This is a genomic window from Cellulomonas massiliensis JC225 (assembly GCF_000312005.1).
GTDB classification, from domain to species: Bacteria; Actinomycetota; Actinomycetes; order Actinomycetales; family Cellulomonadaceae; genus Cellulomonas; species Cellulomonas massiliensis.
Map to the genome: position 1 here is coordinate 490,395 of NZ_HE978588.1, position 19,807 is coordinate 510,201.

The following is a 19,807-nucleotide window of genomic DNA, read 5'->3' on the forward strand; positions in this document are numbered from 1 at the left end:
TGGCGCCGTCGGCGTCCGCCGCGGGGACGGCCGCCAGCGCGGCGAGGGCGGCGGCCCGGTCGGTCGCGCCCGACGTGCGGCCCACGACCGTGCCGGCCGCGTCGAGCACCAGCACGGTCGGCGTGCGCCGCACGTCGTGGGTCCGGACGAGGTCGAGGTGCTGGGCCACGTCGAGCTCGACGTGCCGGACGCCGGGCTCCTGCGCCGCCAGCGTGGTGAGCACGCGGGCCGTCGCCCGGCACGGTGCGCAGACCTCGCTCGAGAGCTGCACGAACGTCGCGCGCTCCCCCAGCTCCCCGACGACGGCCCGCAGGTCCTCCGCCGGTGCGCGTCCCTCGCGCGCGGCGGCCAGCACCGGCGCCGCGACGGCCGTGAACCGGCCGTTGCGGGAGCGCCACCAGAGCCCGAGCAGCGTGGCGAGCACCAGCACGCCGAGCACGGTCAGGACCTGGGGCACCGGCCGATCATCCCACGAGCACGCGGCCGACGACATAGACGAGGACGCCGGTCACCGTCACCGGCAGGGTGACCGCCGCGATCGCGGGCCACCGGTCCTCGAGCGCCGGCAGCCGGTCCAGCAGCACGTGCAGCGCGGCGACGAGGATGCCGACCGCGAGGCCGAGCAGCGCTCCGGTCGCGAGCCCCATCCCGGGCAGCGGCAGCGAGCCCAGCACGCCCGCCACGGTGGCGGAGCCGACGGTGATGACGACGCCGAGCCACACCGGCACCGCGAGCGCCACGGTGGCCGCCGCGACCGCGAGGGCGAGCGCGCCGCCGACGACGAGCGACAGGCCTCCGGGCGAGCGGCCGATCGCGACCCAGCCGGCGGCGGCGACGGCGACGAGCGTCCCGGCCACCGTGCCGGAGACGGACTCCACCAGGCGGGTGCGGCCGTCGCGGCGGGCGAGCTCGGCCAGGAACGCGAGCAGCACCGCGCCCGCGAACACGGCCGGCAGGTCGCGCAGGTAGGGCTGCGCGTCCGTCAGGTGGACGGCGGTGACCGCGCCCAGGCCGCCGAGCCCGACGACGACGGACGTCCCGACGCGCGAGGGCAGGTCGGCCAGCGCGGGCCAGCCGAGCGCGATGCCGACGACGAGGAGGCCGCACGCGATCGCGACGGCGAGCCCGCCGAGGTAGCCGGCGACCGCGACCACGGCGGCGAGCGCGGCCGTGACGACCGCCCGGGTGGCGACGGGCATCGCGCTAGCGCCCCGTCACCGGTCGAGGTGCCCGCGCGCGCGGCACGGCCGGCCGGGCCGTCGCGGGGCCGCCGCCGGCACGGCCGCCGAGGGCGGGCAGGCGCGAGGGCGTCGAGGCGAGGGGCACGGCGACGATTGTCGCAGATGACGGGCGCGCGACCCGCGGGGATCGCCCGTGCGACGGACGTCTCCCCGCCGCCGGCGGGGCGCGCGGTAGCCTGACGCCACCCCACCCACGGAGGTACCCGTGGCAGACCTGCTCCTGCTCACCCCGGCGTCGGGCGGCTCCGCCCAGGTGCTCCCCGCCCTCGGGCTGCTCTCGCACCGCGTGCGCGTGCTGCCGGTCGAGCCCTCTGCGCTCGTCGACGCCCCCGACGCGGACATCGTCGTGCTGGACGCGCGCCGTGACCTCGTCACCGCCCGGACGACCTGCCGCCTGCTGCGGGCCACCGGCCTGACGGTCCCGCTCGTGCTCGTCCTCACGGAGGGCGGCCTCACGGTCGTCACCGCGGAGTGGGGGGCGGACGACATCGTGCTCGAGTCCGCCGGCCCCGCCGAGGTGGAGACGCGCTTCCGGCTCGTCATGGAGCGCGCGCAGACGTCCGCGTACGACGACGCGCCCCAGGAGATCTCGTCCGGCGAGCTCACCATCGACGCGGGCGGCTACACGGCCCGCCTGCGGGGCCGCCCGCTCGACCTCACCTACAAGGAGTTCGAGCTGCTCAAGTACCTGGTGCAGCACCCCGGGCGCGTCTTCACGCGGGCCCAGCTGCTGCAGGAGGTCTGGGGCTACGACTACTACGGCGGCACGCGCACGGTGGACGTCCACGTCCGGCGCCTGCGCGCGAAGCTCGGCCCCGAGCACGAGCAGCTCATCGGCACGGTGCGCAACGTCGGCTACCGCTTCGACCCCCCGAAGAGCCGCGGGCCCGTCGACGAGCGCGAGGCCGTCGGCCAGCCGCTCGACGCCTGACGCGTCGGCCCGCCGCCCACGGGCGGGCTACCGTGGGCACCTGGTGTGCCGGGAAGCCTGGTCGGCGAGCCCCTGACGCCTGCCCGGAAGGCCCGCCGTGACCGCTCCCGAGACGCCCGACACCTCGCCCCGCCGCCTGTTCGCTGCCCTCACGCCGGGCGGCGAGCGGAACTTCCTCGACACGCTGCGCTCCGAGAGCGCGGGCGGCCGGCTCCTCCTGCTCGGTGCCGCCGCCGCGCTCCTGTGGGCCAACCTCGCCCCCGACTCCTACGAGCGGGTGAGCGAGACGGTCGTCGGCCCGGCCGTCCTGCACCTCGACCTCACCGTCGCCGCCTGGGCCTCGGACGGTCTGCTGGCGATCTTCTTCTTCGTCGTCGGGCTGGAGCTCGCGCGCGAGCTGTCCGTCGGGGAGCTGCGCCACCCGGCGACCGCCGTCGTCCCCGTCGTCGCGGCGGTCGGCGGCATGGCCGTCCCCGCCGTGCTCTACCTCGCCGTCAACCTGCGGGCGACGGGCGGCGCCCCCGAGGGCTGGGCGGTGCCGACGGCGACCGACATCGCGTTCGCCGTCGCGGTGCTGGCGCTGGTCGGCCGCGGGCTGCCCCCGGCGCTGCGGGCCTTCCTGCTGACGCTCGCCGTCGTCGACGACCTGCTGGCGATCGTCGTCATCGGCGTGGTGTACACCGACACGATCGCGCTCGGGTACCTCGCCGCGGGCGCCGGTGCCGTCGCCCTCTTCGCGCTCGGCGTCCGACGCCTGCGAGCGCCGTGGTGGGTGCTCGTGCCGCTCGCGGTCGCCGCGTGGGTGCTCGTCCACGCGTCCGGGGTGCACGCCACGATCGCCGGCGTGGCCCTCGGGCTCGTCGTGCCGGCCTCCCCCGCGGCGACCCGCCGGGCGCGCCGGCTGCCGGCCGACCCGGACGAGTCGCTGGCCGAGCGCTGGGAGCACCGGTGGCGGCCCGTGTCCGCCGGCGTCGCCGTCCCGGTCTTCGCGCTCTTCGCGGCCGGCGTCCCGCTCAGCGCCGCCGCGGTCTCGGGCGCCCTGGCCGACCCGGTGGCGCAGGGCGTGGTCCTCGGGCTCGTCGTGGGCAAGCCGCTCGGCATCCTCGCGGCGACGTGGCTGGTGAGCCGGTTCACGCGTGCGGGGCTCGCCCCGCAGCTCGGCTGGGCCGACGTCGGTGCGGTCGGGATGCTCGCCGGCATCGGGTTCACCGTGTCCCTGCTCGTCGGCGAGCTCGCGTTCGGTGCGGGCAGCGCGCACGACGAGCACGTCGTCGTCGCGGTGCTCGTCGCGTCCGCGCTCGCGGCCGCGCTCGGCGGGACCGCGCTCGCGTGGCGGGGCCGGCGGCGCTCGTCGCACCCGGCCGCCGCGGACGGGTAGGTTCGCACCGATGACCACCGTCGACGCCGCGAGCCTCCTGCTCGACGGGCCGTGGCAGCACCGGTTCGTCGCCGCGAACGGCGCCCGCTTCCACCTCACCGCGAGCGGTCCCGACGACCGCGACGCGCCCCTCGTCGTGCTCCTGCACGGCGTGCCGCAGTTCTGGTGGGCCTGGCGCCACCAGCTCCCGGCGCTGGCCGAGGCGGGCTACCGGACCGTCGCGATGGACGTGCGCGGCGCCGGCGGCTCGGACAAGCCACCGCACGGCAACGACGTGCCGACGCTCGCGGCCGACGTCGCGGCGGTCGTCCGCTCCCTCGGCGCGGACCGGGCGGTCGTGGCCGGCGTGGGCACGGGCGGGCAGGTCGCGTGGGCGCTCGCCGGACGACACCCCGGCGTGCTGCGGGGCATCGCCGTCCTCTCGGCGCCCCACCCGCTCGACACCGCGACGAGCCCGCGCGCGGCCCTGCGCGCCGGCGCCGTGCGCCGGCTCGGGTTCGTGCAGCTGCCGTCGTTCCCGGAGCGGGCGCTCGTGCGGGGCGACCTCGCGCGGCGGCTCCTCGTCGAGTGGGGCGGCGTGCCGGGCTGGCCCGACGACGAGGCGGCGGCGACGTACGCGCGCGCCGTCCGCGTGCCCTTCGCGGCCCACAGCCAGATGGAGCAGCTGCGCTGGCTCGTGCGCTCGGTGCCGCGTCCGGACGGGCGCCGCTACCGGCTCTCGCTGGAAGGCACGGTCCCCCTGCCCGTGCTCCAGCTGCACGGCGGCCGCGACGGCCTGCACCCGGCGGCGCACGCCGCGCTCTCGCCGGACGTCGCGCGGCTCGTCGGGCCCGGCTACCGGTTCGAGCTCCTGCGCGACGCCGGCCACTACCTGCCGGAGCAGGCGCCGGACCAGGTGACGCGGGCGCTGCTCGACTGGCTCTCCGAGGTCGCGCCCCTCTGACGCGGCCCGGCGCGCTCAGCCCTTGAGCATCGCCGCCGCGCGGACCGGGTCGACCTCGCCGATGCCGGCCGACGGGCACAGCGCCGCGACCGGGCACGCGCCGCAGGCCGGGCGCCGGGCGAAGCACGTGCGGCGGCCGTGGAAGATGAGCCGGTCGGAGGCCGCCGTCCAGTCCCGGCGCGGCAGCAGCGCCATGAGGTCCCGCTCGACCTGCAGCGGGTCCTCGCTGGCCGTGAGGCCCAGGCGCAGCGACAGGCGCAGCACGTGCGTGTCGGTGGTGATCCCCGGCACGCCGAAGGCGTGCCCGAGGACGACGTTCGCGGTCTTGCGGCCCACGCCGGGGAGCGTCACGAGGTCGGCCTGGCGGCCGGGTACCTGCCCCCCGAAGCGCTCCACGAGCGCCTGCGAGAGCCCCGTCACCGCCTTCGCCTTGGCCCGGAAGAACCCGGTGGGACGCAGCAGCTCCTCGAGCTCTTCGGGGTCCGCGACGGCGAGCTCCGCGGCCGAGGGGTAGCGGGCGAACAGCGCGGGCGTCGTCTGGTTGACCCGCACGTCCGTCGTCTGCGCCGACAGCACCGTCGCGACCAGCAGCTCGAACGCGTCCCGGAAGTCCAGCTCGCACCGCGCGTCGGGGTACCGCACCGCCAGCGCGCGGTCGATGCGGCGGGCGCGTCGCGTCCGCGCGAGGTCGCTCTCCGCCGTCGTCACCCCCGCAGCGTACGGCGGGCCGCCGACACGTCCGCCGCCGCCGCGGCGGAGGCCCTGCGTTGCTCCCAGCGGGTGAGCGCAGGGTGATGACCTGCGGCGACGCTCAAGTCCTCCCACCACTGCGGCCGATGAGCCAGCGAGACCGAGGAGGACCTGCCCTGATGACGGCTCCGACCGAGCACCGCGTCCGAGACCTGCGCGCCGACCGCCGCGCCCTGCGTGCCGAGCAGGCACGCGTGGGCTGGTGGCGCCGGATCGTGCGCGCCCGCATCGACCTCGCGGTCGCCTCGGCGGCCCGGCCGGAGGCGCTCGGCATCGAGGACGTCCCGTTCTCGACGGCGTTCGACGCGCCCGCGTTCACCGATCTCGACGGCGCGCTGGACGGCATCGACCGCCCCGGCGAGATGGCCCGCCTGGAGCAGCTGCGCAGCCTGGACGAGCGGCTGGCGCACTACGCCCGGGGCGTCGACGACGCGCTCGTGCGCACCACCGACGACCTCATCGAGCGGCTCGCGCACAGCCCCGCCACGACGGTCGCCGTGCTCCACGAGCCGTTCAGCCGGAGCTGACGCGCCGCCCGGCCCGGCCCCGCGCCCGTCGCCCCGCGACGCGGGCAGGCACCCGGATGGGGCACACTGAGGAGGTCGCACGGCAGGTCCTCGACCCGCCGCGCGACCCGCGAGAGGATGAGCGACGCGCCGCGTCGCCTGGACGTGGCCGTCCGGAGAGGTGAGATCACGGTGGAGAACGACGTCGCGCTGTCCGCCCCGCTGTTCGCCGGGCTGGAGCCCGAGGCAGCCGAGACGCTCATCGCGTCCATGAAGGTGATCGACCTGGGCCGGGGCGACGTCCTGTTCCACGAGGGTGAGCCGGGCGACCGGCTCTACGTCGTCCGCGACGGCAAGATCAAGCTCGGGCGGCGCTCGAACGACGGCCGCGAGAACCTGCTGGCCGTGCTCGGCCCCGGCGAGATGTTCGGCGAGCTGTCGCTGTTCGACCCGGGCCCGCGCACCGCGACCGCGACCGTCGTGGCCGACGCCGTCGTGCTCGAGCTGGGGCACCAGGAGCTCATCACGTGGCTCGCCGACAAGCCGGGCGTCGCCCAGCACCTGCTGCAGTCGCTCGCCCGCCGGCTGCGCCGCACCAACGAGGCGCTCGCCGACCTGGTCTTCTCCGACGTGCCGGGCCGCGTCGCCAAGGCCCTCCTGGACCTGTCCACGCGGTTCGGCGTGGAGGTGGACGAGGGCATCCGCGTCGCGCACGACCTCACGCAGGAGGAGCTCGCGCAGCTCGTCGGCGCCTCGCGCGAGACCGTGAACAAGGCGCTGGCCGACTTCGCCGCGCGCGGCTGGGTCCGCCGCGAGGGACGCGCCGTGGTCCTGCTCGACGTCGACCGGCTGGAGCGCCGGGCGCGCTGACGAGCGCCGGGCGGCCGCCGCCCCTGAGCGGCGGCCCCGCGCGGTTGCACCCGCGTCAGTGCGCGCGCAGCTCCACCACGAGCTCGACCTCGACCGGCGCGTCGAGCGGCAGCGCCGCGACGCCCACGGCGGACCGCGCGTGCACGCCCGCCTCGCCGAGCAGCTCGCCCAGCAGCAGGCTCGCCCCGTTGACGACGCCCGGCTGCCCGGTGAACGACGGGTCGCTGGCCACGAACCCGACGACCTTCACGACGCGCGCGACGCGGTCGAGCGCGTCCGCGCCCGACGGGCCGCCCTCGCGGGCCACCAGGTCGGCGACGGCGGCCAGCGCGTTGAGCGCCGCGACGCGCGCCTGCTCGGCCGCCGCCTCGGGCTCCACGAGCCCGGGCGCAGCGCCGACCTTGCCCGTGACGGGCAGCGCCCCGCCGACGAACGGCAGCTGGCCCGAGGTGTAGACGTACGCGCCGGTGCGCACCGCGGGCACGTAGGCCGCGACGGGCGCCGCGACCGCGGGCAGCTCGAGGCCGAGCTCGGCGAGGCGCCGGGCGACGCCCATCAGGCGTCCAGCGGTCGCTTGAGGTAGGCGACCAGGCCGCCGTCGGGGCCGCTCACCACCTGCACGAGCTCCCAGCCGTCCGACCCCCACTGGTCGAGGATCGCCTTGGTCGCGTGGATGATGAGCGGAACGGTCGCGTACTCCCAGCGGGTCGCCATGGCGACACCCTAGCGGCGGCCGCTGCCCACGGCGGGCGCAGCGCGGCGGCCCGGGCCGGACCGCCGGACGGTCAGGCGTCGACCGTCTCCTTCTCCCCCACGAGCTCGTCCCACCACGACCGGACCTCGGGCCGGCGGCGCAGCAGCGCGCGGCGCTCCCGCTCGGTCATCCCGCCCCAGACGCCGAAGTCCATGCGGCTGTCGAGCGCGTCGGCCAGGCACATGAGGCGGACGGGGCAGCGCGTGCAGACGTTGCGGGCCTGGCGCTGGGCGGCGCCCTCCACGAAGAGGGCGTCGGGTGAGACGTCACCACTGCCGCACGCAGCCTGCGCGGTCCAGTGGCCGTCGAGGGCGGAGAGGGGCACGATGCCTCCACGGCGGTACGGGTGTGCGGAGCGGACCTGCTGGCTGCGGGGGGGCGCGGCGTGTCCTAGGGCCGGAACCTAGCGGCAGCGCGATTCGCGAGGCGATACCCCGTTCGGGTCACCACCTGCCCGGATGGGGGCCGATCGGGTGGTTCGTGGGGGTCCGAAATGGCCTCTGACCTGGGCAGACGTCCGTCTTGTGCAGGTCCGGTGCAGGTCGGGCCGCGAAACCTCCACACGCGGGCGCGCTCTCAGGCGGGCCGACTACCCTGACGGGCATGCCGACTCCTGCTCGCAGACGGGGCGGGCGGGTCAACGCCGGCCAGGCGCTCGCCCTCCTGCTGTCGCTCGTCCTGGTCTCCGCGACCGGCGGGGTGCTCCTCGCGGGCACCGTGCTGCCCGGGGTCGCCGTCGCCAACGGCGTGACCGACCTGACCTCCACCGCGTTCGACGAGCTGCCGTCGGTGCTGGAGCAGCAGCCGCTGCCGGAGAAGTCGACGATCCTCGCGGCCGACGGCACGCTGCTCGCGGAGTTCTACATCCGCGACCGCGTCGTGGTCCCGCTCTCCGAGATCGCCGAGCCGATGCAGAAGGCCGTGATCGCGACGGAGGACAAGCGGTTCTACGAGCACGCCGGCGTCGACCCCCAGGGCATGCTCCGCGCGGCGGTGCGCAACGCGATGTCGTCCGACGTGCAGGAGGGCGCCTCCACCCTCACGCAGCAGTACGTGAAGAACGTGCTGATCGAGGAGGCGATGTCGAAGGACACGCGCGCCGAGCAGCTCAAGGCCCTGCAGGAGGCCAAGGACGACGAGGGCGCCGAGGGCTACGCGCGCAAGCTCCGTGAGGCGAAGTACGCCATCACCATCGAGAAGCAGATGTCCAAGGACGAGATCCTCGAGAAGTACCTCAACATCGCGCAGTTCGGGGTGTCGGTGTACGGCGTCGAGGCCGCCGCGAACTACTACTTCTCGAAGCACGCGAAGGACCTCGACTTCGCCGAGGCCGCGCTCATCGCCGGCGTCACCCGCTCCCCCTCGCGGTGGGACCCCTCCCGCAACCCGAAGGAGGCCAAGGACCGCCGCGACACCGTGCTCGAGCTCATGCGCCAGCAGGGCTACATCACGGACGAGCAGTTCGAGGAGGGCTCCTCGCGCAAGATCAAGGACATGCTCAAGATCTCGGAGCCGAAGCTCGGCTGCATGAACGCCGACTCGAACGTCAAGGGCTCCGGGTACTTCTGCGACTACGTCACGAAGATCATCCGCAACGACCCGGCCTTCGGGAAGACCGAGGACGACCGGCTCAAGCTGCTCTACCGCGGCGGGCTCACGATCACGACGACCCTGCGGCCGAAGGAGCAGAAGGCCGCGTACAAGTCCGTGACGAAGCACGTGCCGATCAAGGACAAGAGCGGCGTCGCCGCCGTCGTCGTGACCGTCAAGCCCGGCACGGGCGAGGTCACCGCGATGGCCCAGAACCGGATCTACAACAACACGTCCGAGAGCAAGTCGCGCCAGACGTCGGTCAACTACGCGACCGACCAGGCGTACGGCGGCTCCCGCGGGTTCAGCCCGGGCTCGACGTACAAGCCCTTCACGCTGCTCGAGTGGCTGAAGTCGGGGCACTCGCTCAACGAGACGGTCAACGCCTCGAAGTTCGAGTACCCGTTCTCCGACTTCAACGCGCCGTGCACCGCGCTGAACCCGTACGAGACCTACAAGTTCGGCAACGCCGAGCCGGGCTCCGGCAACATGACGGTCCTCAACGCGACGAAGAACTCCGTGAACTCGGCGTACGTGCGGATGGCGAGCGAGCTCAACCTCTGCAACATCTTCGAGGGCGCCGCCGAGCTCGGCGTGCACCGCGCGCGGCCCGTCGACGGCAACGACAAGCCGCAGGTCCTGCCCTCGAACGTGCTGGGCACCGACACCGTCGCCCCGCTCACGATGGCCGCCGCGTTCGCGACCTTCGCGTCGAACGGCACCTACTGCAAGCCGGTCGCGATCAGCAAGGTCGTCAACAAGGAGGGCAAGGAGCTCGAGGTCCCCTCGGCCGACTGCCACAAGGCGATCGACTCCAAGTACGCCAGCGCGATCAACTACGCCCTGTCCAACGTCTGGACGGGTACCGCGAAGGACCTCGGCCAGCCCGGCTTCCCCGCCGCGGGCAAGACCGGCACGGCGAACGAGAACACCTTCAACTGGTTCATGGGCTACACGCCGAAGCGCTCGACCGCGGTCGCCATGGGTTACGCCGACGCGCTCAAGCCGATGCGGTTCATGACCATCGGCAGCACGTACGCCCGGTACTTCTACGGCGCGACGGTCGCCGGCCCGATCTGGTGGGACTACGCACAGGCGACGCTCGGCAAGAGCGACGACAACCCGGCGTTCGCGGGTGCCGACGACGACCAGATCTACGGCCAGCGCCAGGGCGTCCCGCAGGTCATCGGCATGACCGTCGACCAGGCGCGCGCGACGATCGAGGGCGCCGGGTTCAAGATGAGCGTCGCGAGCGAGCGGCGCAGCTCGAACTACCCCGAGGGGACGATCGCCGACCAGTCGCCGAAGAACCAGGCCTCCAAGGGCGGCACCATCTGGGTGTACCTGTCCAGCGGGTCCGGCGGCGGCGACGGCGACAACGGGGACGACGACAAGGGCAAGGGCAAGGGCAACGGGAACGGCCGGGGCAAGGACCGGCCGGGCCGCGACACCAGCGACCGCATCTGCGCGGTGCTGCCGGACGCGCCGATCTGCGACAACGACGACTGATGGCAGCTCCCTCACCCGGCGCCGCCCTGCTGCGCGGCGCCGGGGCGGTCGTGGCCGCCGGCGCCGCGGCGGTCACCTGGTCGCTCCTCGAGGCGCGCTGGTACACGCTGCGCGAGGTGACCGTGCCCGTGCTCCCGGCCGGCCAGGCGCCCCTGCGCGTCCTGCACGTCTCGGACCTGCACCTCACGCCGAGCCAGCAGGACAAGGTGGCGTGGGTCCGCGACCTCGCGCGCCTCGACCCGCACCTCGTCGTCGACACCGGTGACAACTGGGCGCACCTGGACTCGATGGGCCCGCTCATGGAGGCGCTCGACCCGCTGCTCGGCACGCCCGGCGTGTTCGTCCTCGGCTCGAACGACTACCGCGCCCCCAAGCCCAAGAACCCGGCCCGCTACCTCCTCCCCGACGCCCGCACGCACGTGCACCGCACCGCGAACCTGCCGTGGCGCGAGCTCGTGAGCCGTCTCACGTCCGCGGGCTGGCTCGACCTCGACAACCACCGGGGCGCGCTCGACGTCGACGGGCGGCGCCTGTCGTTCGTCGGGACCGACGACGCGCACCTCGACCGGGACGACCTGCCGGCCGCCGGCGGGCCCGACGACGCGCGGACCGGCGAGGCGCCGGTCGACCTGCACCTCGGCGTCACCCACGCCCCGTACCGCCGCGTGCTGGACGCGATGCACGCCGACGACGTCGACCTCGTCATCGCCGGTCACACGCACGGCGGCCAGCTCGCGGTGCCGTTCTTCGGGGCACTCATCACCAACTGCGACCTCGACCGGGGCCGCGCGAAGGGGCTCAGCGGCTGGCCGGGCCCGCGCCCGGACCGCCCCGGCGGCGCCGGCTCGACGTGGCTGCACGTCTCCGCGGGGCTCGGCACGTCGCCGTACGCGCCCGTGCGCTTCGCCTGCCGTCCGGAGGCCACGCTGCTGACGCTGGCGCCGCTCGGCTGAGGGGATCCGGTTTCGTCGCGAGGCCGGTCGTCCGTTAGGCTGGGCCCGCTTCACACGGGGTGTGGCGCAGCTTGGTAGCGCGCTTCGTTCGGGACGAAGAGGTCGTGGGTTCGAATCCCGCCACCCCGACACAGCACGAAGGCCTGGCCGGTGATCCGGCCAGGCCTTCGTCGTGTCCCGGGGCCCCTCCGCCCCGGGAGGTCTCAGCTGCGCGGCCCGAGGAAGGCCACCGAGCCGTTGGACGAGCGGATCGTCACGTGCACGTCGGACGCGGGGTCCGTGGGTGCCGAGACCGTCTGCCGTCCGTTGCTCGTGCTGATGTCGAGCGCCACCGGCGTGCCGGTGCCGTAGACGGTGACCGCGCCGTTGCTGGAGGTCGCCTCGACGTCGCCCCGCGCGTTCTCGACGAGCACCGCGCCGTTGCTCGAGCGTGCGAGGACGGCGCCCTCGACGTCCATGACGTCCACCGAGCCGTCGCTGGTGCGGGCGCTCACCGAGGCGGCACCGGCGACGACCACCGAGCCGTTGCTCGTGCGCGCCTCCACCGGCCCGGTCACGAGCCGGACGTCGACCGCGCCGTCGCTCGACTGCGCGTGCACGGAGCCGTCGACGTCGTACACCTCGACCCGGCCGTTGCTGGAGCGCGCCTCGACGTCGCCGACGAGCTCGCGCGCCCGGACGGACCCGTCGCTCGTCCGGACGACCACGTGGGTGCCGGACGGGACGGTCACGTCCAGCGAGCTGCGGCACTCCCACAGCCAGTCGAGCTGGCAGCGGTAGGAGACGACGAGCCGGTCGTCGCCGGCTGCGGCGGAGTAGACGGGGGCCCGGAAGGCGAACCACGCCCGGCGCTCGACGTCCACGCCGTCGACGTCGGCGCCGACCACGGTGACGTCGCCGTCCGCGACGAGCTCCACCGTGCCGGCGGCGTCGTGGTGCTCCGAGCCGGCGGCCCGCTGGGAGCCGATGAGGCCGACCGTCGTCAGGGCGGTCCAGACGATCGCGAGGGCGCCGAGCACGGCGCCGGTCCACAGGAGCCCGCGGCCGAGCGGCGACCGAGGGCTGAGCGGCGGCGTCGGGGCCGTCGCGGGGGCGTCGATCACGGTGGTCATGACTCTCCGTTCGGGTGGTGCTCGAGCCAGCGCAGCACGGCCAGGACGCGACGGTGGTCGTCGGAGTCCGGCGGCAGCCCGAGCTTGGTGAGGATCGAGGTGACGTGCTTCTCGACGGCCGGCAGGCCGACGACGAGACGGTCGGCGATGGCCGTGTTCGACCGGCCTTCCGCCATGAGGGCGAGGACCTCCCGCTCGCGCGGGGTGAGCTCCTCCAGTCCGGTGCGGGTGGCTCGGGCCATGATCTGGGCGACGACCTCCGGGTCGATGACGGTGCCGCCGCCGGAGACGCGGTCGACGGCGTCGAGCAGCTCCTCCACGTCGGCCACGCGGTCCTTCAGCACGTAGCCGAGGCCGCGCACGTCGCCGGCGAACAGCTCGCGGGCGTAGCGCTGCTCGACGTACTGGGACAGGACCAGGACCGGGAGCCGCGGGTGCAGGCTGCGCAGGTGGATGGCCGCCCGCAGGCCCTCGTCGGTGTGCGAGGGCGGCATGCGGACGTCGGTGACGAGCAGGTCGGGGACCCCGGCGGCCGGGCCGAGCGCGGCCACCGCCTCGTCGGCGGTGCGGTAGCCCGTGACCTCGTGCCCCTCGGCGGTCAGCAGCCGGGTCAGGCCGTCGAGCAGGAGGACCGAGTCCTCGGCGATCACGATGCGCACGGCACCTCCACGGTGAGCGTCGTGCCGGCCCCGGCGGGGCTGGCGAGGTCGAAGGAGCCGTCGAGCGCGGCGACGCGGGAGCGCAGCCCCTCGAGGCCGCTGCCCGGGGCGGCGCTCGCCCCACCGCGGCCGTCGTCGGCGACGACGAGACGCAGCCGGCCGTCGGCGCAGCGCACCGACACCCGGGCGGACCGGGCCTGGGCGTGCTTGGCGACGTTGGTGAGCGCCTCGGCGGCGACGAAGTAGGCGGCGGCCTGCGCGCCCTGGCCGCAGCGCGTGAGCGCGTCGGGGTCGGCGACGTCGACCGTCACCGGCACCGGGGTCCGCGCGGCGAGCGCCGACAGGGCCGCGTCCAGGCCGCGGTCGGTGAGCACGGCGGGGTGGATGCCCCGGACGAGGTCGCGCAGCTCCGCGAGCGTCTCCTTGATCTCGCGGTGGGCGTGGTCGAGGGCCTCCGTGGCCGCCTGCGGGTCGCCCGCGGCGCGGCGCTTCGCCGCCCCGAGCTCCACGCCGAGCGCGACGAGCCGCTGCTGCGCGCCGTCGTGGAGGTCGCGCTCGATCCGGCGGCGCTCGTCGTCGGCTGCGTCGACCACCTGCGAGCGGGTCTGCTCGACGTGCGCGGCGCGGACCTCGGCCTGGGCCCGCGCGGCGTCGGCCGCCTCCAGCTCCAGCGACGCCCGCGAGCGACCGAACATGCCGCGAGCCATGCGGACCTGCAGGAGCGTGGCGGCCTGCGCGACGAGCGCCGCGAGCCAGACGACGACGAGGCCGCCGACGAGGAGCGCGAGCCACTGCACGGCGCGGGGACGCCCGAACCAGTCGGACACGATCTCGCCCGGCCCGTAGAGGGGCGACGCGATCGCCGCCAGGCCGGCACCGCCGAGGCCGGTCACCAGCACGAAGGCGAGCGTCGTCGTGAAGACCGAGACCGCCGCGTAGAGCACGGCGCCCCAGGCGCGGCTGTCGCGCAGGAGCGCGGACAGGGACGCCCAGAAGCCCGGGCGCTCCGGCCGGCGTGGCGGCGCGGGCGGGACGACGGCGCCCGTCTGCGCGGCGAGCCGGGCCCCCTCGGCGCGGGCGAACGCCCGGCTCGCGAGCGGCACGAGCGCCAGCATCGCGAGGCCGAGGAGGAACACGGGCACCAGCCCGGCGCTCGTCGCGACGTAGACCATCGCGACGATCCCGACCGCGAGCAGCCAGAAGAAGCCGATGACGGTCTGCGAGACGCCGCGCCAGGTCGCGCCGGCCCACGGGGCGCGCGTCAGCTCACGCGGGCTGGTGAACGCGGGGGCGACGAGGCGCGCGTCGTCGGCGAGCGACGGGTACGGGGTGGTCGTCGAGGTCATGCCACGACGCTAGGGCCCCCGCGACCTGCGACGACATGCGGCATCCCCCCGAACCGGGGGTAGGGGTACCCCTACCCCCGGTCCGGAGGCACGCGAGCCGTCAGGCGGACGCGCGCGCCGCCAGCCGCGCGGCGAGCAGCTCCGCGATCTGCACGGCGTTGAGCGCCGCGCCCTTGCGCAGGTTGTCGTTGCTGATGAACAGCGCAAGGCCGCGGCCCTCGGGCGCGCCCTCGTCCGCCCGGATGCGGCCGACGAGCGAGGGGTCCGCACCGGCGGCCTTGAGCGGCGTCGGGACGTCCTCGAGCCGCACACCCGGCGCGTCGGCGAGCAGCTCGCGCGCGCGGGCGGGGCTGATCGGGCGCTCGAACTCGGCGTTGACCGACAGCGAGTGGCCCGTGAACACCGGCACCCGCACGCACGTGCCCGAGACGAGCAGGTCGGGGATCGCGAGGATCTTGCGCGACTCGTGCCGCAGCTTCTGCTCCTCGTCGGTCTCCTCGAGGCCGTCGTCGACGATCGAGCCGGCGAGCGGGATGACGTCGAACGCGATCGGCGCGACGTACTTCTCGGGCTCCGGGAACGCGACGGCCGAGCCGTCGTGGACGAGCGCGAGGGTGTCCTGCTCGACCGCGGCGCGGATCTGCCCGTCGAGCTCGCGGGCGCCGGCGAGGCCGGAGCCCGAGACGGCCTGGTAGGTCGACACGACGAGCCGGCGCAGGCCCGCCTCCTCGTGCAGCACCTTGAGGACCGGCATCGCGGCCATCGTCGTGCAGTTCGGGTTCGCGACGATCCCGAGCGGGATCTCGTCGAGCGCGTCCGGGTTCACCTCGGAGACGACGAGCGGGACCTGGGGGTCGCGGCGCCACGCCGACGAGTTGTCGACGACGACCGCACCGGCCGCCGCGAAGCGCGGGGCGTGCTCCTTCGACGTGCCGCCGCCCGCGGAGAACAGCGCCAGGTCGATGCCGGAGAGGTCCGCCGTCGCGACGTCCTCGACCACGACGTCCTCGCCGCGCCAGGGCAGCGTGCTGCCCGCCGACCGGGCGGACGCGAAGAACCGCACGCGGCCGACCGGGAAGTCGCGCTCCTCGAGCAGCCGGCGCATGACCGCGCCGACCTGCCCGGTCGCGCCGACGACCGCGACGCTCAGTCCCTGCTCCACGGCGCTCACCGTCCCGTCCCGCCGTACACGACGGCCTCGTTCTCGGCGGCGTCCAGCTCGAACGCCGTGTGCACCGCGCGCACCGCGTCGTCGAGCGAGTCCGCGCGGGTGACCACGGAGATGCGGATCTCCGAGGTCGAGATCATCTCGATGTTGATGCCGGCGTCGGAGAGCGCGGCGAACAGCTTCGCCGAGACGCCGGGGTGCGAGCGCATGCCGGCGCCGATGAGCGAGAGCTTGCCGATCGTGTCGTCGTACTGCAGCGACGTGAAGCCGATGTCGGGCTGGTGCTCGGTGAGCGCGCTCGTCGCCGCCGCGCCGTCCGCGGCCGGCAGCGTGAACGAGATGTCGGTGAGGCCCGTCTGCGCGACCGACACGTTCTGGACGATCATGTCGATGTTGACGCCGGAGCTGGCGACGACCTCGAAGATGCGCGCCGCCTTGCCCGGCACGTCCGGCACGCCGACGACGGTGATCTTGGCCTCGGACCGGTCGTGCGCCACGCCCGAGATGATCGGCTCTTCCACGTTTCCTCCCTCGGGCATGTGGCCCTCGACGACCGTGCCGTGCTGGTTCGAGAACGACGAGCGCACGTGCACCGGCACGGCGAAGCGGCGCGCGTACTCGACGCAGCGCAGGACGAGGACCTTCGCCCCGCTCGCCGCCATCTCGAGCATCTCGTCATAGGTCAGGCGGTCGATCTTGCGGGCCGAGGGGACGATCCGCGGGTCCGCGGTGAACACGCCGTCCACGTCGGTGTAGATCTCGCAGACGTCGGCGCCGAGCCCTGCCGCGAGCGCGACCGCGGTCGTGTCCGAGCCGCCCCGGCCGAGCGTCGTCACGTCGTTCGTCTCCTGCGTGACGCCCTGGAAGCCGGCCACGATCGCGACCTGGCCCTTCTCGATCGTCTCGCGGATCCGGACGGGCACGACGTCGACGATCCGGGCGCGGCCGTGCACGGCGTCGGTGATGACGCCGGCCTGCTGGCCCGTGAACGACTTCGCCCTCACGCCGAGGTTGTTGATCGCCATCGCGAGCAGCGCCATCGAGATGCGCTCGCCCGCCGTGAGCAGGATGTCCATCTCCCGCTGCGGGGGCAGCGGCGTCACCTGCTGGGCCAGGTCGATCAGGTCGTCCGTGGTGTCCCCCATGGCCGAGACGACGACGACGATGTCGTTCCCGGCGCGCTTGGCCTCGGCGATCCGCTTGGCCACGCGCTTGATGCTCTCGGCGTCCGCCACGGACGATCCGCCGAACTTCTGCACGACAAGTGCCACGTGCTGCTCCCTGAGTCGCCGGCCACCGTCTCTCTCAACGGTCCGCCGGGTCCAGTAGGTCGCCGTGATCGTAGGCACGCCCGCCGCGCCCGCGCCACGGCGCTCACGATGTGGGCCGCCGTGGGCCGACAGGAGGAGGCCGCGCGCGCCGCAGTCCTCCCGCGGGATGACGCCCCGGCCGGGTGGCCGCTCCTACGTTGAGGCGCATGGCCGAGACCTCGCTGCCCGCGGACGTCGCACCCGACCCCGCCCCGAGCCCGCCCACCGACGGCATCGTCGTGCGCGGCGTCGCCCGCTCGTTCGGGTCCGTGCATGCCCTCGTCGGCGTCGACATGCACGCCCGCGCCGGCCGCGTGACGGCGCTCGTCGGCCCGAACGGCTCGGGGAAGACGACGCTGCTGCTCGTGCTCGCGGGCCTGCTCGTGCCCGACGCCGGCGAGGTGCGCGTCGGCGGCGTCGACCCGCTGGCCGACAGCCGCGGCGCCCGCGCCCGCACCGGGTGGATGCCCGACGCGTTCGGCACGTGGGACTCGCTGACGGCGCGCGAGGTGCTCGAGACGTTCGCGGCCGCCTACGGCATCGAGCGGGCCGCGGCGCGCGAGCGGGCGCTGAGCCTGCTGGCCACCGTGCACCTCGCCGAGTTCGCCGACCGGCCCGCGAGCGTGCTGTCCCGCGGGCAGAAGCAGCGCCTCGGGCTCGCCCGCGCGCTCGTGCACGACCCGTCGGTCCTGCTGCTCGACGAGCCCGCGTCCGGGCTGGACCCGCGCTCGCGCGTCGACCTGCGCCTGCTCGTGCGGCGCCTCGCTGACGAGGGGAAGACGGTGCTCGTCTCGAGCCACGTGCTCACGGAGCTCGAGGAGATGGTCGACGACGCGGTGTTCCTCTCGCGCGGTCGCACCGTCGACGCGCCCGTGGTGGACGCACGCTCCGGCCGCCGCACGTGGACCGTCCGGGCGCTGCGCCTCGGCGCGCTCACCGACTGGCTCACGACCGTCGGGGCGCAGTGGCGTCACGAGGACCCGGGCTTCACCCCGCCGGACCCGGCCGCCGCCGGCGGCGTCCTGATCGAGGTCGACGGCGACGAGGGCGCGGCGCAGCTCGTCCGCGACGCCGTCGCCGCGGGCGTGCCGCTCACGTCGCTCGCGCCCGCGGGCGGCTCCCTGGAACAGGCCTACCTGGCGCTCGAGGAGGAACGGCGATGACGACGCAGGTGACGCTCGACGAGACGGGCGCCCCGCAGCCGGCGCGCGCACCCGCGCCCGGGGTGCGGCGGTCCGGCACCTGGCGCCTGGGCTGGTCCGGCGTCCGGACGGTCGCGGTCCTCGAGCTGCGCCAGCGCGTGCGCTCCACGCGGTGGATCGTCGCGCTCGTCGTCTGGTTCGTCGTCGTCGGGGCCATCACGCTGCTGACGACGGGGGCGCTCGGCGCGCTCTCCGGCTCCGACGGCGCGACGCCGGAGCAGACGGGCCCGCTGCTGTTCAGCGCCGTGACCTTCCTCGTCCTCGGGCTCGGGCTGCTCGTGACGCCGACGCTCACGTCGACCGGGATCAACGGCGACCGCAACGCCGGGACGCTCGCCACGCTGCAGGTGACGCTGCTGTCGCCGGCCGAGATCGCCGCCGGCAAGCTGCTCGCCGCCTGGGCCGCCGCGTGCGCGTTCCTCGTCGTGAGCGTGCCGTTCCTTGTCCTCGCCCTCGCGATGGGCGGCACGCCGGCGTGGTCGATCGTGCGCGTGGTGCTGCTCGTGGCGCTCCTGCTCGCGGCCGTCTGCGGCATCGGGCTCGGCTGGTCGGCGGTCGTCGCCCGGACGGCCGGCTCGACGGTGCTCACCTTCGTCACCGTCGCGGGGCTCGTGCTCTTCACGCCGCTGCTGTTCGGCCTCACGTATCCCTCGATCTCGCAGGAGCGGGACGTGCGGGTCTGGGCGGAGAACGCGAACGGCACGGGGTGCGAGTGGCAGACGGTGCCCATGACGGTCGCGAGCACCGAGCGGACGTGGTGGCTGCTGGGCCTCAACCCGTTCGTCGTCGTCGCCGACGGCGCCGGGACCGCGGAGGGCGTCGCGGAGAACGACTACTACCCGCAGGAGCCGCTCGGCGCGATCCGTCAGGGCGTGCGCCAGCTGCGGGCCGGCGAGCAGGTGGAGCAGGACCAGTGCTGGTCCGCCGCGCCCGGGGCCACGTCCCCCGTGACGCCGCAGGCCGTCTCGCGTGCGCCGGTGTGGCCGTGGGGCCTGGCCGCGAACGTCGCGCTGGGCGTCGTCGGCTTCGTCGTCGCCGTCCGCCGGCTGCGGGTGCCGCAACGCACGCTGGCCCGGGGCACGCGCGTCGCCTGACGCCGCCTGGGGCCGGGGTCCGGGCCGGCGCCCGCAGGGGGGTGCCGGCCCGGGCGTCGGTCAGGCGCGGGCGCGCTCCACCTCGCGGACGACCGAGAGGGTGCTGCGGGCGAACAGCAGGGCGACGAGGTCGAGCACCACCGTCACGAAGACGGGCCCGAGGCCGCGCGCCGGCGTGCCGTCCCCGACGAACGCCGCGACGAGGAAGACGAGCACCGGCGCCACCGCCATCCGGATGCTCGCCACGCGGGCGACGAGCGCGATCCGGCTCGTGTCCCGCCGGGCGAACGCCGCGGTCGTGGCCCAGGCGCACACGCCGACGATCACCGCGCCGACCAGCTGGTCCAGCGCCATGATCCCGAACTGCGCCTGGCCGTTGGCCTGCCAGACCGTGAGGAAGAAGACGGAGGTCGCGGCCAGCAGCGCGGTGACGACCCAGGCGATGACCGCCGCACCGATGGCGCGCCCGCGCGGCAGCGCGTCGACCGGGT

General features: G+C 75.0%; 21 protein-coding genes and 1 tRNA gene. 10 read left to right on the forward strand and 12 right to left on the reverse strand.

What is annotated here, in order from left to right; genetic code table 11:
• Both HGCM_RS16505 and HGCM_RS02275 read right to left on the reverse strand, forming a co-directional pair.
• Positions 1–457: thioredoxin family protein (locus HGCM_RS16505; RefSeq protein WP_019135269.1), on the reverse strand; the 457-nt coding region annotated here is incomplete at its 3' end.
• Between the two features lie 7 nt (positions 458–464).
• A complete protein-coding gene (locus HGCM_RS02275; RefSeq protein ID WP_019135270.1) occupies positions 465–1,199 on the reverse strand; it encodes a hypothetical protein in 735 nt (244 codons plus the stop codon).
• A 247-nt stretch (positions 1,200–1,446) separates the two neighbouring features.
• Here HGCM_RS02275 and HGCM_RS02280 point away from each other — a divergent pair, with 247 nt between their 5' ends.
• The 3 genes from HGCM_RS02280 to HGCM_RS02290 all read left to right on the forward strand — a co-directional run bounded on the left by HGCM_RS02280 (position 1,447) and on the right by HGCM_RS02290 (position 4,493).
• A complete protein-coding gene (locus HGCM_RS02280) occupies positions 1,447–2,172 on the forward strand; it encodes a winged helix-turn-helix transcriptional regulator (RefSeq protein ID WP_019135271.1) in 726 nt (241 codons plus the stop codon).
• A 97-nt stretch (positions 2,173–2,269) separates the two neighbouring features.
• A complete protein-coding gene (nhaA, locus tag HGCM_RS02285) occupies positions 2,270–3,550 on the forward strand; it encodes a Na+/H+ antiporter NhaA (protein WP_019135272.1) in 1,281 nt (426 codons plus the stop codon).
• Between the two features lie 10 nt (positions 3,551–3,560).
• On the forward strand, positions 3,561–4,493 hold the full coding sequence (locus HGCM_RS02290) for an alpha/beta fold hydrolase (RefSeq protein WP_019135273.1): 933 nt from the start codon (positions 3,561–3,563) through the stop codon (positions 4,491–4,493).
• Positions 4,494–4,508: 15 nt separating this feature from the next.
• On the opposite strand, the gene nth is transcribed toward HGCM_RS02290, so the two are convergent.
• Positions 4,509–5,201 (reverse strand): endonuclease III, encoded by a 693-nt coding sequence (nth, locus tag HGCM_RS02295; protein WP_019135274.1) that lies wholly within the window; start codon positions 5,199–5,201, stop codon positions 4,509–4,511.
• Positions 5,202–5,362: 161 nt separating this feature from the next.
• Between nth and HGCM_RS02300 the strand changes: the two genes are divergently transcribed.
• The gene (locus HGCM_RS02300; RefSeq protein WP_019135275.1) at positions 5,363–5,770 is read left to right on the forward strand and encodes a hypothetical protein; all 408 of its coding nucleotides are present in this window, start codon (positions 5,363–5,365) and stop codon (positions 5,768–5,770) included.
• A 171-nt stretch (positions 5,771–5,941) separates the two neighbouring features.
• Positions 5,942–6,619: a Crp/Fnr family transcriptional regulator gene (locus HGCM_RS02305; RefSeq protein WP_026075207.1), complete on the forward strand. Its 678-nt coding sequence runs from the start codon at positions 5,942–5,944 to the stop codon at positions 6,617–6,619.
• A gap of 55 nt (positions 6,620–6,674) precedes the next feature.
• On the opposite strand, the gene HGCM_RS02310 is transcribed toward HGCM_RS02305, so the two are convergent.
• The 3 genes from HGCM_RS02310 to HGCM_RS02320 form a co-directional block, all read right to left on the reverse strand.
• Entirely contained in the window at positions 6,675–7,175 is a 501-nt protein-coding gene (locus tag HGCM_RS02310) for a RidA family protein (RefSeq protein ID WP_019135277.1), read from the reverse strand.
• The gene (sp36, locus tag HGCM_RS19230; protein ID WP_019135278.1) at positions 7,175–7,333 is read right to left on the reverse strand and encodes a Sp36 family protein; all 159 of its coding nucleotides are present in this window, start codon (positions 7,331–7,333) and stop codon (positions 7,175–7,177) included. The genes HGCM_RS02310 and sp36 overlap by 1 nt, the downstream gene beginning before the upstream one ends.
• 71 nt (positions 7,334–7,404) lie before the next feature.
• Positions 7,405–7,698 carry a WhiB family transcriptional regulator gene (locus HGCM_RS02320; protein WP_026075208.1) on the reverse strand — a complete coding sequence of 98 codons (294 nt, stop codon included), beginning with the start codon at positions 7,696–7,698 and terminating at the stop codon, positions 7,405–7,407.
• Between the two features lie 278 nt (positions 7,699–7,976).
• Here HGCM_RS02320 and HGCM_RS02325 point away from each other — a divergent pair, with 278 nt between their 5' ends.
• The 3 genes from HGCM_RS02325 to HGCM_RS02335 all read left to right on the forward strand — a co-directional run bounded on the left by HGCM_RS02325 (position 7,977) and on the right by HGCM_RS02335 (position 11,554).
• Entirely contained in the window at positions 7,977–10,472 is a 2,496-nt protein-coding gene (locus tag HGCM_RS02325) for a penicillin-binding protein (protein ID WP_019135280.1), read from the forward strand.
• Entirely contained in the window at positions 10,472–11,425 is a 954-nt protein-coding gene (locus HGCM_RS02330) for a metallophosphoesterase (protein WP_019135281.1), read from the forward strand. The genes HGCM_RS02325 and HGCM_RS02330 overlap by 1 nt, the downstream gene beginning before the upstream one ends.
• Before the next feature lie 55 nt (positions 11,426–11,480).
• A tRNA-Pro gene (locus tag HGCM_RS02335) sits at positions 11,481–11,554 on the forward strand.
• Positions 11,555–11,628: 74 nt separating this feature from the next.
• On the opposite strand, the gene HGCM_RS02340 is transcribed toward HGCM_RS02335, so the two are convergent.
• From HGCM_RS02340 to HGCM_RS02360, 5 genes are all read right to left on the reverse strand, one after another.
• On the reverse strand, positions 11,629–12,537 hold the full coding sequence (locus HGCM_RS02340; RefSeq protein ID WP_019135282.1) for a DUF4097 family beta strand repeat-containing protein: 909 nt from the start codon (positions 12,535–12,537) through the stop codon (positions 11,629–11,631).
• Positions 12,534–13,196, reverse strand: coding sequence for a response regulator transcription factor (locus tag HGCM_RS02345; RefSeq protein WP_019135283.1), 663 nt, complete (start codon positions 13,194–13,196; stop codon positions 12,534–12,536). Before HGCM_RS02345 ends, HGCM_RS02340 begins: the two co-directional genes overlap by 4 nt.
• A complete protein-coding gene (locus HGCM_RS02350; protein WP_019135284.1) occupies positions 13,184–14,542 on the reverse strand; it encodes a sensor histidine kinase in 1,359 nt (452 codons plus the stop codon). Before HGCM_RS02350 ends, HGCM_RS02345 begins: the two co-directional genes overlap by 13 nt.
• 100 nt (positions 14,543–14,642) lie before the next feature.
• Complete coding sequence (locus tag HGCM_RS02355; protein WP_019135285.1) at positions 14,643–15,704, reverse strand: aspartate-semialdehyde dehydrogenase; 1,062 nt, start codon at positions 15,702–15,704, stop codon at positions 14,643–14,645.
• A 5-nt stretch (positions 15,705–15,709) separates the two neighbouring features.
• The gene (locus HGCM_RS02360; protein WP_026075209.1) at positions 15,710–16,981 is read right to left on the reverse strand and encodes an aspartate kinase; all 1,272 of its coding nucleotides are present in this window, start codon (positions 16,979–16,981) and stop codon (positions 15,710–15,712) included.
• Positions 16,982–17,187: 206 nt separating this feature from the next.
• Here HGCM_RS02360 and HGCM_RS02365 point away from each other — a divergent pair, with 206 nt between their 5' ends.
• Both HGCM_RS02365 and HGCM_RS16510 read left to right on the forward strand, forming a co-directional pair.
• Entirely contained in the window at positions 17,188–18,183 is a 996-nt protein-coding gene (locus tag HGCM_RS02365) for an ABC transporter ATP-binding protein (RefSeq protein WP_019135287.1), read from the forward strand.
• Positions 18,180–19,316, forward strand: a complete 1,137-nt coding sequence (locus HGCM_RS16510; RefSeq protein WP_019135288.1) for an ABC transporter permease — start codon at positions 18,180–18,182, stop codon at positions 19,314–19,316. Before HGCM_RS02365 ends, HGCM_RS16510 begins: the two co-directional genes overlap by 4 nt.
• 60 nt (positions 19,317–19,376) lie before the next feature.
• On the opposite strand, the gene HGCM_RS16515 is transcribed toward HGCM_RS16510, so the two are convergent.
• The coding region (locus tag HGCM_RS16515; RefSeq protein ID WP_040398910.1) for a hypothetical protein at positions 19,377–19,807 on the reverse strand (431 nt) is incomplete at its 5' end.

Excerpts from the sequence above, each read along its gene's own strand:
- HGCM_RS02275 (WP_019135270.1), bottom strand. The coding sequence starts at position 1,199 with ATGCCCGTCGCCACCCGGGCGGTCGTCACGGCCGCGCTCGCCGCCGTG.
- HGCM_RS02290 (WP_019135273.1), top strand. The coding sequence starts at position 3,561 with ATGACCACCGTCGACGCCGCGAGCCTCCTGCTCGACGGGCCGTGGCAG.
- HGCM_RS02300 (WP_019135275.1), top strand. The coding sequence starts at position 5,363 with ATGACGGCTCCGACCGAGCACCGCGTCCGAGACCTGCGCGCCGACCGC.
- HGCM_RS02310 (WP_019135277.1), bottom strand. The coding sequence starts at position 7,175 with ATGGGCGTCGCCCGGCGCCTCGCCGAGCTCGGCCTCGAGCTGCCCGCG.
- sp36 (WP_019135278.1), bottom strand. The coding sequence starts at position 7,333 with ATGGCGACCCGCTGGGAGTACGCGACCGTTCCGCTCATCATCCACGCG.
- HGCM_RS02325 (WP_019135280.1), top strand. The coding sequence starts at position 7,977 with ATGCCGACTCCTGCTCGCAGACGGGGCGGGCGGGTCAACGCCGGCCAG.
- HGCM_RS02330 (WP_019135281.1), top strand. The coding sequence starts at position 10,472 with ATGGCAGCTCCCTCACCCGGCGCCGCCCTGCTGCGCGGCGCCGGGGCG.
- HGCM_RS02340 (WP_019135282.1), bottom strand. The coding sequence starts at position 12,537 with ATGACCACCGTGATCGACGCCCCCGCGACGGCCCCGACGCCGCCGCTC.
- HGCM_RS02350 (WP_019135284.1), bottom strand. The coding sequence starts at position 14,542 with ATGACCTCGACGACCACCCCGTACCCGTCGCTCGCCGACGACGCGCGC.
- HGCM_RS02365 (WP_019135287.1), top strand. The coding sequence starts at position 17,188 with ATGGCCGAGACCTCGCTGCCCGCGGACGTCGCACCCGACCCCGCCCCG.
- HGCM_RS16510 (WP_019135288.1), top strand. The coding sequence starts at position 18,180 with ATGACGACGCAGGTGACGCTCGACGAGACGGGCGCCCCGCAGCCGGCG.